This window comes from Rhodomicrobium lacus (assembly GCF_003992725.1).
GTDB lineage: Bacteria > Pseudomonadota > Alphaproteobacteria > Rhizobiales > Rhodomicrobiaceae > Rhodomicrobium > Rhodomicrobium lacus.
Window position 1 is genome coordinate 550132 of the sequence record NZ_RZNF01000002.1, and the last position, 13883, is coordinate 564014.

Below are 13883 nucleotides of genomic sequence, written 5' to 3' on the forward strand. Positions count from 1 at the left end.
AAATGTCGGAATCGAAAGGACCACTGGCACGTCAACGCGCGTGGACCGGCTCGCCGCCGGTCTTCGCCGCGCCGTTTTCCTTCGCCTTCAGCGACGCGCGGTAATGCAGCGGGCCGCCCCTGAACGGCGCAAAGCCCGCGCCGAACACAGCGCCCGCGTCGACGTGATCGGCATCTGCCACCACGCCATCGGCCAGCGCCTTCTCGCTTTCGTCGATCAGCGGCGCGATCAGCTCACGCCCGAGCACCGATAAATCGGCTTTTGCGAAATTCGGCGCGGTGGCCGGTTTCTCGCGCTTGCCGTCAACCCATTTGTAGAACCCTTCGCCCGTCTTCTTGCCGAGCTTCTTTTCGGCGACGAGCTGCATCAGCGGGTGATCGTCCGGCGTCTGAAGCTTGAGGATTTTTGCCACGCTCAGCGCCACGTCCAGGCCCACGATATCGACAAGCTCGATCGGGCCGACCGGCATGCCGAACTCTTCCGCCGCCGCGTCGATCTTCTCCTTCGGCGTGCCCTCGGCAAGCTTCTGCATCGCGCCGAACATGTAGGGCGCGAGCGTGCGGTTCACGAGGAAGCCGGGCGAGGATTTCACGATGAGCGGCAGCTTGCCGATGCGCGCGACGAACGCCGCGCCGCGCCGGATTTCCTCCTCGCGGCTCTCCGCGCCCTTCACCACTTCCACGAGCGGAAGCACGGTGACGGGATTGAAGAAATGCAGCCCGATGAGGCGCGACAGATCTTTGAGCGCGCTCGCGATGTCCTCGATCTGGAGCGACGAAGTGTTCGTGGCGAGCAGCGCGCCCGGCTTCAGCTTCGGCTCCACCTCGGCGAACAGCGCGCGTTTCGCATCGAGATTCTCGTAGATCGCCTCGATCACGACATCCGCGCGATGGATCTGCGCGCCTTGCGGGTCGGCGAGAAGCCGCGCCCTCGCCTTTTCCGCTTCGAGAGGCGAACGCATGCGCTTCCTGAAGAACGCATCGGCCCGCTTCAACGCCTTCTCCACCGCTTCGGACGAGTTGTCCTGAAGCGAAACCTCCAGACCTTCGCGCACGCAGGCCATGGCGATATCCGCGCCCATCGTGCCCGCGCCGATCACATGCACGCGCGCCGGACGCCAGCCATCCTTCGGCGCCTCGGCCTTCAGCATCTCGGACAAGCGGAACACGCGACGCAGATTGCGCGACTGGTCGGAAATCATCAGCGGCGCAAAGAATTTCGTCTCGGCGCGCTTCATGTCGTCGAAGCTGCCGCCGTGCTTCTCGAACAGGTCGATCAGGCGGAACGGCGCGGGATAGTGCTCCGCGCGCACCTTGGCGGCGGTTTCCTTGCGCATGCGGCTTGCGAGGATCGCGCGCCCCGGCTCGAACATGAGAAGCGGCTGCCATGCGCGCGAAGGCTGCGAGCGGGCGTTCTTGAGCACGGCCTTGCGCGCCGCCCATTTCAGTTCATGGCGGGTCGGCACGAGCTGGTCGACCGCCCCCGCCGCCCTTGCCTGCCCCGGCCGGAGCAGCTTGCCCGCGATCATGGGAGGCAGCGCGCTCAGAGGGCCGGCCTGACGCAGCCACCGCGCCGAGCCGTTCAGCCCCGGAATGATGCCGAGCTTGACCTCGGGCAGGCCGATGCGGGTCGAGTCCTCGCGCGTCGCGATGCGATAATGGCAGGCGAGCGCGAATTCGAGGCCGCCGCCGAGACATGCGCCGTTGATCGCGGCGACCACAGGCACCGGCAGAGCCTCGATGCGGTCGAACACGGCGGTTCCTGCGCGGACCGCCTCGATCACGTCCTCTTCGGTCTTGATGTCGTCGAATTCCTTGATGTTCGCGCCCGCGATGAAGCTCTTGTCCTTGCCGGACAGGATGACGAGGCCGCGCACGGAGCAATCCTGCGCGCCATGCGCCACCGCCGTCACGATGCGGTCGAGTTCCTCGAACTGCTCGCGGCCGAGCGTATTGTGCGACTGACCCTTCACGTCGAAGGTAGCCCAGGCGATCTTTTCGAGATCGACCGTGTACTGCCAGTGCTTGAGGTTCGCGATATCGGCTGACATGTCCGTTCCTACTCCCTCGTTCGTCTCTGATCCCCGCATGAAACGGCGGGTTGGGGCGGCCTTGCGGCGCCTCTATGTTATTCGGCGGCGGGCGCATCCGCTGTGACGCGGTCGGGCGCGCGTTTGTCCGACGCGCCTTCTGCTGCCTTGCGCTCCCTCGTGTAATGCGGCTCAAGCTCGGCGGGCTCGAAGTCGTCCACGGCGATCACCTTCGCCACGAGCCGCTCCGCCTCGCGCAGCGCGTCGGCTTCTGTGGGCGTCAGAATCGCCTTGTCGACGGCCTCCTTGAACCAGTCGTTGCCGAGATAACGCTTCACGAGACCGGCGCGCACGGCCTTGTCGAGCTTCTTGTCCGCCTCCTCGCTGACGAACGTCTTCAGGAACGCCGCTTCGAGCACGCCGGTCGGGTCGTTCTCATCCTTCGACACATAGATGTAGCGCGTAAGACGGTCGCGAAGCTCGCCCGGCTCCAGCACCGACGTCACGACTTCCTTCGCGAGCGCATCGGACGGCTTTGCCCAGTGATTGCCGACGGGGAAGACGAGCGCGCGCAGGAAATAGCCCCCGCCCCTGGACGGATAATTATCGAAGGCGTCGGAAAGCGCGGCATAGAACCGATAGAAGGCCGACTTCACGGCGTAGTCGAACACCGGTCTCTCCGTCGGCCGAGCGCCATCGTCCTCATAGCGCTTCAAGAGGCAGGCGATGAAGTAAAGCTCGGAAAGCGCGTCGGCGAGCCTCCCCGTGAGGCGCTGCTTGACCTTGAGGCCGCCGCCGAGCGTCATCACCGAGAAATCGGCCGCGAGCGCGAAGTTGGTCGCGGCGCGCTCAAGCTGCGCGTAGTAATAGGGCACCGGCGCGTTGATGGGCGAGCGCGCGAAGATCCCCGCCGTTATGTTTTGGAACAGCGCGCCGAACACGTTCGACACCGAAAAGGCCGCGTGCTTCTCGAAGGCGTCCTCGAAGGCGGCGAAACCTTTCGCGTGATCCGGGTTCTGCGCGGCCTCGATTTCGGAATAAAGGTAAGGGTGCGACCGCAGCGCCCCTTGCGCGAACACGATCAGGCTGCGCGAAAGGATGTTCGCCCCTTCCACCGTGATCGACACCGGCGAGATCTGGAACGCGGCCTGAAGGTAGTTCTTCGGTCCGTCGCAGATGCCTTTGCCGCCGTGGATGTCGAGGGCGGCGTCGAGAGCCTTCCGCATCCGCTCCGTGGACTGGTATTTCATGATGGCCGAGATGACGGCGGGCTTGGCCCCTGCCGAAATCATGGCCGACGTGACCGCGCGGGCGGCTTCGAGCGTGTAAGCCGCCTCGACGATGTCGGCGAGCTTCTCCTGAATGCCCTCCATACACCCGATCGGGATCGAGAATTGCTTGCGCACGCGGGCATAGGCGCTCGTGACGCGCAGAAGCTGCTTCGCGCCCGCCGTGGCCGACGCGGGAAGCGAGATCGCGCGCCCCGCCGCAAGACACGACATCAGCATGCGCCAGCCCTGGCCCACGCGGTCCCTGCCGCCCACCACCCAGTCGATGGGGATGAACACGTCGGTGCCCCGCACCGGCCCGTTTGGAAAGGACGAACCCGCAGGCAGATGCCGGTTGCCGATCTCGACGCCCGGATGGTCGGCGGGGATCAGCGCCAGCGTGATGCCGATGTCGTCGCCCTTGCCGAGGATGTTCTCGGGGTCGAACAGGTGGAAGGCGAGGCCGACGAGCGTCGCCTTGGGCGCAAGCGTGATATAGCGCTTGTCGAAGGACACGCGGATGCCGAGCGTCTCCTTGCCGTCATGAGTGCCGCGCGTGACATAGCCGACGTCGCGCATTGCGGCGGCGTCGGACCCCGCAGAGGGGCTCGTCAGCGCGAAGCACGGGATTTCCTTGCCCTTCGCCAGCGGTTCGAGCCAGCGCTTCTTCTGCTCGTCCGTGCCGAACTGCTCGATGAGTTCGCCGGGCCCCAGCGAATTCGGCACCATGACGACGATGGACGCGTCCGGGTTGCGCGACGACACCTTGCCGAGGATGACCGATTGCGCCTGCGGCGAGAAGCCGAGCCCGCCATGCTCCTTCGATATGAGCATGCCGAGAAAGCCCTTCTCGCGGATGAAGGTCAGGATGTCGTCGGGGATGCCGTGGCGGTTGTGACGGATGTCCCAGTCGTTGAGCTTCTGGCAAAGCTCCTCGGTTTCGTGATCGAGAAAATGCTGTTCTTCGGGCGTAAGCACCACGGGATCGACGGCGCGCAGCTTGTTCCAGTCGGGGCGCCCCGAAAAAAGTTCGGCGTCGAAGCCGATCGTGCCCGCGTCGAGTGCCTCCTGCTCCGTCTTCGACACCGGCGGCAGTACGCGCTTCACCGTCTTGAACGCGGGGCGCGTCACCACGGCGCGACGCACCGGGCGCCAAGCGAGTAGGCCGAGGAAGGCGGAGGGAAGCCAGCCGAGCAGCGCCCATGTCGAGACGTCGAGCCCCTGCAATTCCCCGTCGAAAAGACCGAGCTTCCAAACAAGCGTGACGCCTGCGAGCCACACCGCCCACGTCCAGAGTGCCTCGCGCCTGATGGCGAGAGCGAAGGCCGCCGCGACAGCAAGGACGATGAACAGAAAGCCGATCATGAGAGATTTCCTTTCCGGTCGCAGCGGACGGCATTGCGGGGCCGTTTCGCGTGGGGTCTACGCGCTCGTTCCAAGCATGAGGTAGTCGCCGGACGCAGGGATCGCAATGAGCCGAATGCCCGCCACCGCCTCATATTCTCAGGCAACGGAGCATTGTAGAAAATTGATTGAAGGCTCATTAACCGCCGGATCACGCGATAGATAGCACTCCGCGAGACCGCGCGGGCGACGTTCGGCATCAGACTTTTGGAGGTGGGCGGATGAGGCGCGAAGCCGAAGCCAGCGGCCTGCGTTCGCGCGGTTTTACGCCAGCGGTCCGATTCCGACATTTGCATCGTTCGCAGCACGAGCTTTGCGAGCAAACGCCGGGATCGAAAGAACCACCAGCAGCACCATGATCCTTGTGGAGCTTTTGAATTCGACATTTGAGCGAGAGATCGCAACCGGGACCAGGTGTCGAACCCGCTCCGCCTAGATATCGAGGCCCCCCGCCCTCGCGGCGGCGTATCGGTCGCCGACGGCCTTCCAGTTCACCACGTCCCACCACGCTTTCAGGTAATCGGGCCGCCTGTTCTGATACTTCAAATAATAGGCGTGCTCCCAGACGTCGTTGCCGAACAGGACGCGCGTCTCCTTCATCAGCGGCGTGTCCTGATTGGGCGCCGCGACGAGGGCCAGCTTCCCGTCCTTGTCGACCGTGACGAAGACCCAGCCGGACCCGAAGACCTTGGTCCCGGCGGTGTTGAGGGCTTCTTTCAGCTTGTCGAGCCCGCCGAAATCGCGGTCGATGGCGGCCTTCAGGTCGCCCTGCGGCTCGCCGCCGTCTCTGGCCATCACCTGCCAGAACATCGTGTGATTGGCGTGGCCGCCTGCGTTGTTGCGCACAGTCGTGCGGATCGTGTCGGGGATCTCGTCGAGTTTCGCGAGGATCTGCGAGAGCGGCCATTCCGCGATCTTCGGATGATCCTTCAGCGCGGCGTTCAGGTTGTTCACATAAGCGGCGTGATGCTTGTCGTGATGCAGTTCCATGGTCCTCGCGTCGATCGTCGGCTCAAGCGCATCGAATGCATAAGGCAGCGGCGGGAGCTTGAACGGGCCGGACGCTTGAGCGAATGAGCGGTCCATCATGATGTACGTGGAAAATGCCGCTGCTCCGGTGAGAAAGGTTCTGCGATTGACGGCGATCATTCTGGCTCCTTTCGGGGTGCACGGATCGATGCAACGATCCGATAACGGCCTTCGCGGGCTTAAGGTCCATCGAAGGAAGAAAGGGTTTTTGGGTGAAGCGTTCCCTGCCAAAATGCCTGCGGCCGCGAACTCTCGCTCGCGACAAGGCACGCATGGGATCTTGGGTTTTCAGGGAGAAGGGCCCAGATTCCGTGTGCGCAGACATCGATTGCGAGAATGGAGGCTACCGATGCCGTGGGGCAGCCCTAGGACTCACGAGGAATTCGAGGCGGCCGCTCGGGCGGTCTTGACCGGACTACCCGAGGAGTTCCGCGCGGCGCTGGGCGATGTGTCGGTGGAAATCGCCGATTTCGCCGACGCGGAAACCCTCGACACAATGGACATTCGTGATCCTTACGACTTGCTCGGGCTGTATCATGGCGTCGGACTGCCTTCCAAAAGCGTGTGGGATCCGGTGAGTTTGCCGGACAGGATATTCCTTTATCGCTTTCCCATCATGGATTACGCCCACCGCAACCGAGAGCCGGTAAGACGCGTCATCCGCCACGTGCTCATTCACGAGATCGGTCATCATTTCGGCTTCTCCGACGCCGACATGGACGAGATCGAGTCGGGCGCCTAACCCGCTCTCAAGACATAAAGCGACGGCGGAACGCTTTCGTCAGGAGGGAATGGGGACCGTCGGGACGTCTAAAGGCGGCCAGCTCCGGTCTTTGTCCGATATCGAACTGACGCAAAGCGGCCAATCGATGCCGATCGCAGGATCGTCATGGCGGATGCCGCTGGCACTTTCCGGCGCGTAGAAAGCGGATATGAGATAGGACACCTCGACCTCATCGGTCAGGGTCTGGAAGCCATGGGCGAACCCTTCGGGGATGTAAAGGCGCCTGTGGTTGTCAGAGGTCAGTTGGAAGCCCTGCCATCTGCGAAAAGTCGGCGAAGCCGGGCGCAGATCGACAATCGCGTCAAAGATCGCGCCCCTTGTGCATGTCACCACTTTCACCTCGGCGTGAGGTGGCTTCTGGAAGTGCATGCCGCGCACCGTGCCCTTCCGAACGGTTGACGATATCGAGTGCTGAACGAAATGCGATGCCAAGCCCCTGGCTTCGAATTCGCGTGTACAAAAAGTTCGGGCGAAAAAGCCCCTTTCATCGCGACTTGGTTCCGGTTCGATAACGAAAGCACCCTCAAGCAGTGCCTGCTGGAACAGCATATTTTCGGCCTCGGGATTTGTACGAACAACGCCTAAGTTTACCATGAGCGCAAGAGAACGGCCACGTTGTGGGTGATTTTGATATTTTCCCTGGGTTAGAGAGATCATTAAACTTTGATCTATGAAGGATTGCGAACCGCATGGGCGAATCACGTTCAGAACCAGACAAGATATTTCTGTGCCGCTCATGTGGAACGCCTGTCAGAACGACATTCGTCGACCTTGGAATGTCTCCACTCTGCGAGAGTTTCATAGCCGGCGATAGCGTAGACGCCATGGAACCATATTATCCGCTTCATGCTCTTGTATGTGGCGAGTGCTTCCTTGTTCAACTCAAGGAATATGTTTCACCCGACGACATCTTCCGTGAGTACGCATATTTCTCATCGTATTCATCGTCGTGGGTGGAGCATGCACGATCCTACGCCAACACGATCGCAAAACGCCTTTCCCTTGGACCCGACAGCCTCGTCGTGGAACTGGCCAGCAATGACGGTTACTTGCTGCAACACTTCTTGCCGCTCGATATTCCATGTCTTGGCATCGAGCCCGCGATCAACGTGGCCAAGGTGGCCATCGACAAGGGCATTCCGACGATCACCGAGTTCTTTGGTGTCGCGCTTGCCCGAAAGCTCGTCGCTCAAGGCAGATCGGCCGACCTCGTCATCGGCAACAATGTCCTCGCCCAGGTCCCGGACCTGAACGACTTCGTCGCCGGCATCGCCATCGTGCTGAAGCCGGAAGGTGTCGCAACCCTGGAATTTCCGCATCTCGAACGGCTGATCGAGGAAAACCAGTTCGACACGATCTACCACGAGCATTTCTCCTACTTCTCTTTCACCACCGTCCAGATCCTTGCCCTCAGGCACGGTCTCAAGGTCGTGGATGTCGAGAAACTGCCGACGCACGGCGGATCGCTCCGCGTTCACCTTGCGCGCAAGACATCGAAGCGCGTGGCCACGGAAGCGGTCGAGGCGCTTCAGTCGCACGAGACTTCGACGGGCTTTTCGGACATCGGCTTCTATACCGGTTTCGGCGAGAAGGTGCGGCGGACGAAGCGCGGTATCCTGCGCTGCCTTAGCGATATCAAGGACGCAGGCGGCCGCATTTGCGGCTACGGCGCACCGGGGAAGGGCAACACGCTTCTCAACTACTGCGGTATCGGCACCGACTTCCTGGATTTCACCGTCGATCGCAATCCCTACAAGCACGGCCGCTATACGCCCGGCATGCATATCCCGATCTTCCCCGTCGAGAAGATCGACGCGGTGAAGCCCGACTATGTCTTCATCCTCCCCTGGAACCTCAAGGCGGAAATCATGCACCAGATGAGCCACATCGCAGACTGGGGCGGCAAATTTATCGTGCCCATTCCGAGCCCGCAAATCATCGATCCGAAGGACGTGCATTGATGAAAGTCGTTCTGTTCTGCGGCGGTCTTGGTACGCGCATTCGCGAATATTCGGAGAAAGTGCCGAAGCCGATGATTCCCGTCGGCTCTCAGCCGATCATGATGCACATCATGCAGTATTACAGCCGTTACGGACACCGCGACTTCATTCTGTGCCTCGGCTACAAGGCGAATATCATCAAGGAATTCTTCCTGAACTACAAACCGCAGCTCTTCACGGACTGCGTCGTGTCCAATCACGGTGAAAAGGTCGAATTTCTCGATGCCATGCCCGCCGACTGGTCGGTGTCGTTGATCGACACGGGCATCTGGCGGAACATCGGCGAGCGCCTGATGGAGGTGCGTGCCCATCTCATCCATGAAGAGATGTTCCTCGCCAATTACAGCGACGGTCTCTCCGATGTCGATCTCGACGACATGATCGAGAAGTTCAGGCAGAGTGGCAAGGTTGCCTGCTTCCTCGCGACCCGCCCTCCCCTCACCTATCATCTCGTCGATATGGACAGCGCCGGAACCGTGCGGGAATTTCGGTCATCGAACAGGTCCGAAATGTGGATCAACGGCGGATATTTCATCATGACGCCGAAGATCTTCGACTATATGCAGCCGGGAGAGGAACTGGTGCTGGAGCCCTTCCAGCGGCTCATCGACGACGGGCAACTGATGGCCTACAGGTATGAAGGCTTCTGGCGCTCGATGGATACGCTGCGCGACCGCCAGACGCTGGAGGACATGGTCGAAAAGGGGCAGATGCCCTGGAGCGTCGAGCGCAAGGGACAGGGCAAGCTGTCGCAATCGCTGTCGGAGGTTTCGCGTGCTTGAGCTTGCGCTTCGCAGGCAGCCGCTTCACATCCTCTGTCTCGGCGCACATTCCGACGATATCGAGATCGGCGTCGGCGGCACGCTTCTTCACTGGATCGCGACCGGGGCGGAACTGCATGTGCACTGGGCGATTCTGGCAGCGAACGGCGAGCGCGCCTTCGAGGCGAAAGCCTCCGCCGCGGACTTCCTGACCGGCGCGAAGAAGACTGCGATCGAGGTGCACGCGTTTCGCGACGGCTACTTCGGCTATGAGGGAGCCGCTCTGAAAGACTGGTTCGAGGGGCTGAAACGGCGCGTGTCGCCGGACATCGTCTTCACCCATGCTCGCGAGGATGCGCATCAGGATCATCGAGAGGTGTCGGCTCTCACCTGGAACAGCTTCCGCGATCACACCATCCTCGAATACGAAATCCCGAAGTGGGACGGCGACATGCGCCCGCTCAACATGTTCGTGCCGCTTCCGGCCGCGACGGTCGAGCGCAAGATCGAGCTTCTTGAGCGTCATTTCGGCTCTCAGCGCTCGAAGGACTGGTTCGACGCTGCGACTTTCCGTGGCCTCGCACGATTGCGGGGCATGGAGTGCCGCGCCGCGGAAGGGTTCGCTGAAGCCTTCACGGTTCGCAAGTCCATCCTCGCGCTCGCCTGAGAGGCCGCGAAGGCTCGCGCTTCACGCGACGCTTCAGGCGGCCGACTTGCGCTGCTCGTCGTCATGTTGCGCAAGGGCCATGGGCTCGACACGCTCAAGCCACGCTTCCCGCCACCAACTGTAAATCTCGCGCGGACAGAACATCCGCTGACCGCTGTATTTCGACTGGCAAACCACACCGTCGAGGATCACCGCGGGAGTCTTCAGCGAGCGCATCTCGCCGCAGGCTTCATCGACGAAGCGTTCGACGCGCGTCATGACACGGAAGACCTTGCCGCAATAAGGCACGAGTTCGGCGTCGAACATGAGGCCGCGGTGAGAGCCGTCCTTGCCAAGCGTCGCGAGAATGTCCTCGAAGCTCTTTACACGCACGAACTCGCCGGGCTTGAGGTCGAGAACGGCGTTCGAGGTTGCCGATTTCTTCTGAGGAAACAGATCGGGACGGCGAGGAAAAGGGACGCCTCCCCAGAGAAAGCGGGCCTTGTTGTACAGCCAGCGGGCGGGCGCGCCGATTTTTCGGCGATGCGCCCTCGTGCCGTAGGTATAGGCGAGAAAGGTCAGCCCTCGCAGAACCTGTGCGATGCTCCAGTTCCCCGATCGGTACGCATCCGCATATTGGCGCACATCCCACCACGCCATGGGCCGGGTGAATTCGAGCAGGCACGTCGCCTGGCAGCGATAGAGCTTGCGGCCATCGACTTCGCGGGAGGTTGCGGCGGAAACGTCGGCTTCGGTACAGCTGCGGGACGGAAATGGAACAGGCGCCGCAGGCGCATCGCCAGATGGGGTTACGGGCTTCAACCAGGCTGTACGCCAGAAAAGCAGGCAGGCCGCCTGGCACCCGTCAAACGCCTTCCCATCGCAGCGAATGGGCAGGTGCACGGTATCGTCGAGGTGAAGGCCGATATATTTACCGCTGACGGTATCACAGGTTTTATACGCATTCTTGTAAACCGTGAACCTCTGGCCGCAATAATCGAACATCTGCGGCATGAAGGGCATGCCGTCCAGCGTGCCGCTCTTGTCCAAAGTCGCAAGTATCTCTGCCTTGCTCCTGACTTCGACTTGTTCGCCACCCTTGATCATTTTACCATCCACTTCATAATGTTTCGTCATTGCATATTTCAGAGATGTCTCTGTTATATCCGGAGATGTGCTCTTTCGGCGCGAAGCGCGCTACGAGGTCTCGCCGGTTTTGGAGAAGCCAGGCGCGGTATTCGCTCTGGTGCGCCGCGACGTGAACGATGCCGTTGCTGATGCTCGCGACGGATCGGGGGTCCACCGGAACCGCCGCGTCGATCCCGTCGACAAATCCATCCACGCCGCATCCCTTCGAGTAGACGATCGGCACGCCGGCAAGCAGCGCCTCGATGAAGGACATGCCGAATGTCTCGTTTCGGCTGGGCAGAACGAAACCGGAATACCGGCCGAGGCGATTGAGAAGCTCGGAGTGTTCGAGGGGGCCGACGAGACGAACGCTCCGGCCGAGGTCAGCCTTGTCGATGAGGCTTTGAATGTGAGCCAGCCGCTCGGGATCGCCGCGCCCGACGAGATCGAGCGTCATATCAGGTTCAATCTCCAGCGCTCGCTTGAATGCGGGCAGCAGACGGTCCAGCCCCTTGCGTTTGTAGACATCGAAGCACAGCACGGAAATGAAGGCGTTCGGGCGGCTCGTCGCGTGTGGCTCGATGCCGTCGAGATGCACGAAATTGGGCAGGAGCCGCTGCTTTTCGGGACAAGGGCGAAATGCCTTTTGAAGCGCCGGACGATACCACGCCGACACGTAATAGAGGCGCGAACAGCGATCGACCACGCGCCGGTAAAGAAAACGGTAGTGCGGCTTGGCAGCGAGAACCTTGCTTTCAACCTCGCCGCGCACGGAACAGACGAGCGGCTTTTCTAGCCACAGGGAAAGCCAGTAGCCCGCGAGCCCTTCGAAAGTGAGCTTGTGCGCGTGGATGACGTCGAAATCATCGCTCCTCGTTTTCAGGATGTCCCGGATCTGCCGAGCGACAAGATACATCGAGGAGGCCAACTGCACGCCGAGCGGAAAGCCCCAATAGCGGATGGATACCACGCGTCTGTCGCCGCTGCCGCCTCCGGGTGTGACACGCGCCCGCCACGGCAGCGACGTCCGGTCGAGCGTGACGATGATGTGGTCCGCCTCTGGATTGGCGTCGATGAAGTTCTTTACGGCCAGCGTGTTAAGCGCCTTGTTGATGTTCGGATAATCGCCCGTCAGGTGAAGAATGCATCGGCGTCGGTGAGGGGGCGCCGTTTCGGGGGTCGGCTCGGCATCGGCCCGGGAAAAATCCGGGCTTTCCTTCAGATCCATCATTCAGGCTCCGGTGACGTCGACGGGGGAGTCGATGCGCGCGCTCGTTCTAGGGCGACGCGGTGCAGAAATTGCCAGTTGCCGACGATGTAGCGGCGACCGAGGCGACGGGGATCGTGCGACAGACGGTAGAGCCATTCGACCCGGCTTGCCCGCACCCATCGGGGCGCGCGCGGCACCCGCCCCGAAACGAAGTCGAACAGCGCGCCCACCCCCATCAGGAGCGGAGCCGATGTTGCGTCGGCGTGCCGGTCGATCCAGAGTTCCTGCAGCGGGTTTCCCATGGCAACAAGGACGAGATCGGCCCTTGAGGCCCGAATGCCCGCGAGGATATGATCCGTCGCGCGAGCGTCCTGATAGCCGTGACAACAGCCGGCGACACCGTGGCGCGAGCCGGCGGCAACGAGCCTCTTCGCTGCCGCTTCGGCCACGCCCGGCGCACCGCCGAGAAAGAAGATGCGCAGGGCGTGGCGCGTGGCATTCAGGTAATGAGGCACGAAGTCCGTGCCGTTCAGGTTTTCCGGAAAGAATGAGCCGAATTTGATGCGGCTTGCGATGTCGACGCCAAGACCGTCGTTCAGCACGAGAAACCGCGAAAGGGCCTGGCGGAAATCCGGCCGCTCGGTCGCCAGATTGAGCGTGTGAGCGTTCGCGAAGGCGAGCTTGAGCTGTCGGCGATCGTCGAGAGCGCGGTCGATGCGAGCCACCGCCTCGTTGCGCGCACACACCGCGAAGTCTACCCCGAGCAGGGTGCGGCTCTCCCTCATGCCGGTCGCCGGAGCGCGGTTTTAAGGTGCTTGAGAAAAGGACCGGCGGGCGAAGCGGCAAGGCGTTTTTTCAGCCTGCCGAAAGTGCCATGTCGGCCTACGCCCATGATGCTGACGGGCGAACCGAACAACTCCGCGTCCTTGTCGTGATAAAAGCGAAACCGGTCGCGCAGGTTGGTGCGGTAAAACGCGTTGTAGCGCGGATCGCACAGAAGAATCTTGTTGGGCGCCACCGCGAACGGCTTGAGACGGCCGCCGCCGACGAAATACTGGACCGCGCCGACACAGACTTCGGGCCAGACTTCGTTGAAGAAGTCGTCGAGGACAACCACTCCCTTGGGATCGAGCGAGGCCTCTGCGAGCCGCAGATCGTTCAGCGCGCATTCGACCGTGTGTCCCCCATCCACAGAGAAGACGGAAACCGGGCCGGCCACAGACAGGATCTCTTCGGGGGTGACTTCGAGCGATGATTTCTGAAGGATCGCGATCTTCGACGGGTCGCCGCCCCAGCGCTTGAGATTTCCGAGAAATCTGTCCCGGTCGCCACGACCGGACTTGTCGGTGTTCAGATGCTGGTCGCCGAATACATCGATGGCGACGCAATCCGCCCCGCTCGCGAGGTGTAACAAGATCAACAGGCGTCCGTGATGCACGCCTATTTCAGCGCACGGCCCACAGAGCCCGCTTTCTCGCATAAGGAAGATGAGTTCCGTTATATATCGCGCGCTGAAGGGGTCGAGCCAACCTTCGACGCGTCTTTGGCCCACCCGCAGATAACGGTTGAGCTGAGGCGATCGACGTTGCATGGGCCGTGCATAAACGAACGCCCCATTAACCAC

At 61.8% G+C, this 13883-nt stretch carries 12 protein-coding genes; 4 read left to right on the plus strand and 8 right to left on the minus strand.

The window, feature by feature from the left end:
* Nucleotides 1-31: 31 nt before the first annotated feature.
* From EK416_RS03365 to EK416_RS03375, 3 genes are all read right to left on the minus strand, one after another.
* Complete coding sequence (locus tag EK416_RS03365) at nucleotides 32-2050, minus strand: 3-hydroxyacyl-CoA dehydrogenase NAD-binding domain-containing protein (protein WP_127076060.1); 2019 nt, start codon at nucleotides 2048-2050, stop codon at nucleotides 32-34.
* A gap of 77 nt (nucleotides 2051-2127) precedes the next feature.
* Nucleotides 2128-4662, minus strand: a complete 2535-nt coding sequence (locus EK416_RS03370; protein WP_127076061.1) for an acyl-CoA dehydrogenase — start codon at nucleotides 4660-4662, stop codon at nucleotides 2128-2130.
* Nucleotides 4663-5133: 471 nt separating this feature from the next.
* Entirely contained in the window at nucleotides 5134-5850 is a 717-nt protein-coding gene (locus tag EK416_RS03375) for a superoxide dismutase (RefSeq protein WP_127076062.1), read from the minus strand.
* Between the two features lie 229 nt (nucleotides 5851-6079).
* On the opposite strand from EK416_RS03375, the gene EK416_RS03380 reads away from it, so the two are divergent.
* A complete protein-coding gene (locus tag EK416_RS03380) occupies nucleotides 6080-6472 on the plus strand; it encodes a metallopeptidase family protein (protein ID WP_127076063.1) in 393 nt (130 codons plus the stop codon).
* A 39-nt stretch (nucleotides 6473-6511) separates the two neighbouring features.
* On the opposite strand, the gene rfbC is transcribed toward EK416_RS03380, so the two are convergent.
* Nucleotides 6512-7063: a dTDP-4-dehydrorhamnose 3,5-epimerase gene (rfbC, locus tag EK416_RS03385; protein ID WP_127076352.1), complete on the minus strand. Its 552-nt coding sequence runs from the start codon at nucleotides 7061-7063 to the stop codon at nucleotides 6512-6514.
* Between the two features lie 140 nt (nucleotides 7064-7203).
* On the opposite strand from rfbC, the gene EK416_RS03390 reads away from it, so the two are divergent.
* From EK416_RS03390 to EK416_RS03400, 3 genes are read left to right on the plus strand one after another with little or no spacing between them, the layout of a single operon-like run.
* Nucleotides 7204-8475, plus strand: coding sequence for a class I SAM-dependent methyltransferase (locus EK416_RS03390; RefSeq protein WP_127076064.1), 1272 nt, complete (start codon nucleotides 7204-7206; stop codon nucleotides 8473-8475).
* Nucleotides 8475-9296 (plus strand): glucose-1-phosphate cytidylyltransferase, encoded by an 822-nt coding sequence (locus EK416_RS03395; protein ID WP_127076065.1) that lies wholly within the window; start codon nucleotides 8475-8477, stop codon nucleotides 9294-9296. The genes EK416_RS03390 and EK416_RS03395 overlap by 1 nt, the downstream gene beginning before the upstream one ends.
* On the plus strand, nucleotides 9289-9942 hold the full coding sequence (locus EK416_RS03400; protein WP_127076066.1) for a PIG-L deacetylase family protein: 654 nt from the start codon (nucleotides 9289-9291) through the stop codon (nucleotides 9940-9942). Before EK416_RS03395 ends, EK416_RS03400 begins: the two co-directional genes overlap by 8 nt.
* A 33-nt stretch (nucleotides 9943-9975) precedes the next feature.
* On the opposite strand, the gene EK416_RS03405 is transcribed toward EK416_RS03400, so the two are convergent.
* The 4 genes from EK416_RS03405 to EK416_RS03420 are packed head-to-tail and all read right to left on the minus strand — an operon-like array spanning nucleotide 9976 to nucleotide 13697.
* Entirely contained in the window at nucleotides 9976-11058 is a 1083-nt protein-coding gene (locus tag EK416_RS03405) for a hypothetical protein (protein ID WP_245433922.1), read from the minus strand.
* Complete coding sequence (locus EK416_RS03410; RefSeq protein ID WP_127076068.1) at nucleotides 11042-12280, minus strand: glycosyltransferase family 4 protein; 1239 nt, start codon at nucleotides 12278-12280, stop codon at nucleotides 11042-11044. The genes EK416_RS03405 and EK416_RS03410 overlap by 17 nt, the downstream gene beginning before the upstream one ends.
* On the minus strand, nucleotides 12277-13044 hold the full coding sequence (locus EK416_RS03415) for a WecB/TagA/CpsF family glycosyltransferase (protein WP_127076069.1): 768 nt from the start codon (nucleotides 13042-13044) through the stop codon (nucleotides 12277-12279). The genes EK416_RS03410 and EK416_RS03415 overlap by 4 nt, the downstream gene beginning before the upstream one ends.
* A complete protein-coding gene (locus tag EK416_RS03420) occupies nucleotides 13041-13697 on the minus strand; it encodes a class I SAM-dependent methyltransferase (protein WP_210210964.1) in 657 nt (218 codons plus the stop codon). The genes EK416_RS03415 and EK416_RS03420 overlap by 4 nt, the downstream gene beginning before the upstream one ends.
* Nucleotides 13698-13883: the final 186 nt, after the last annotated feature.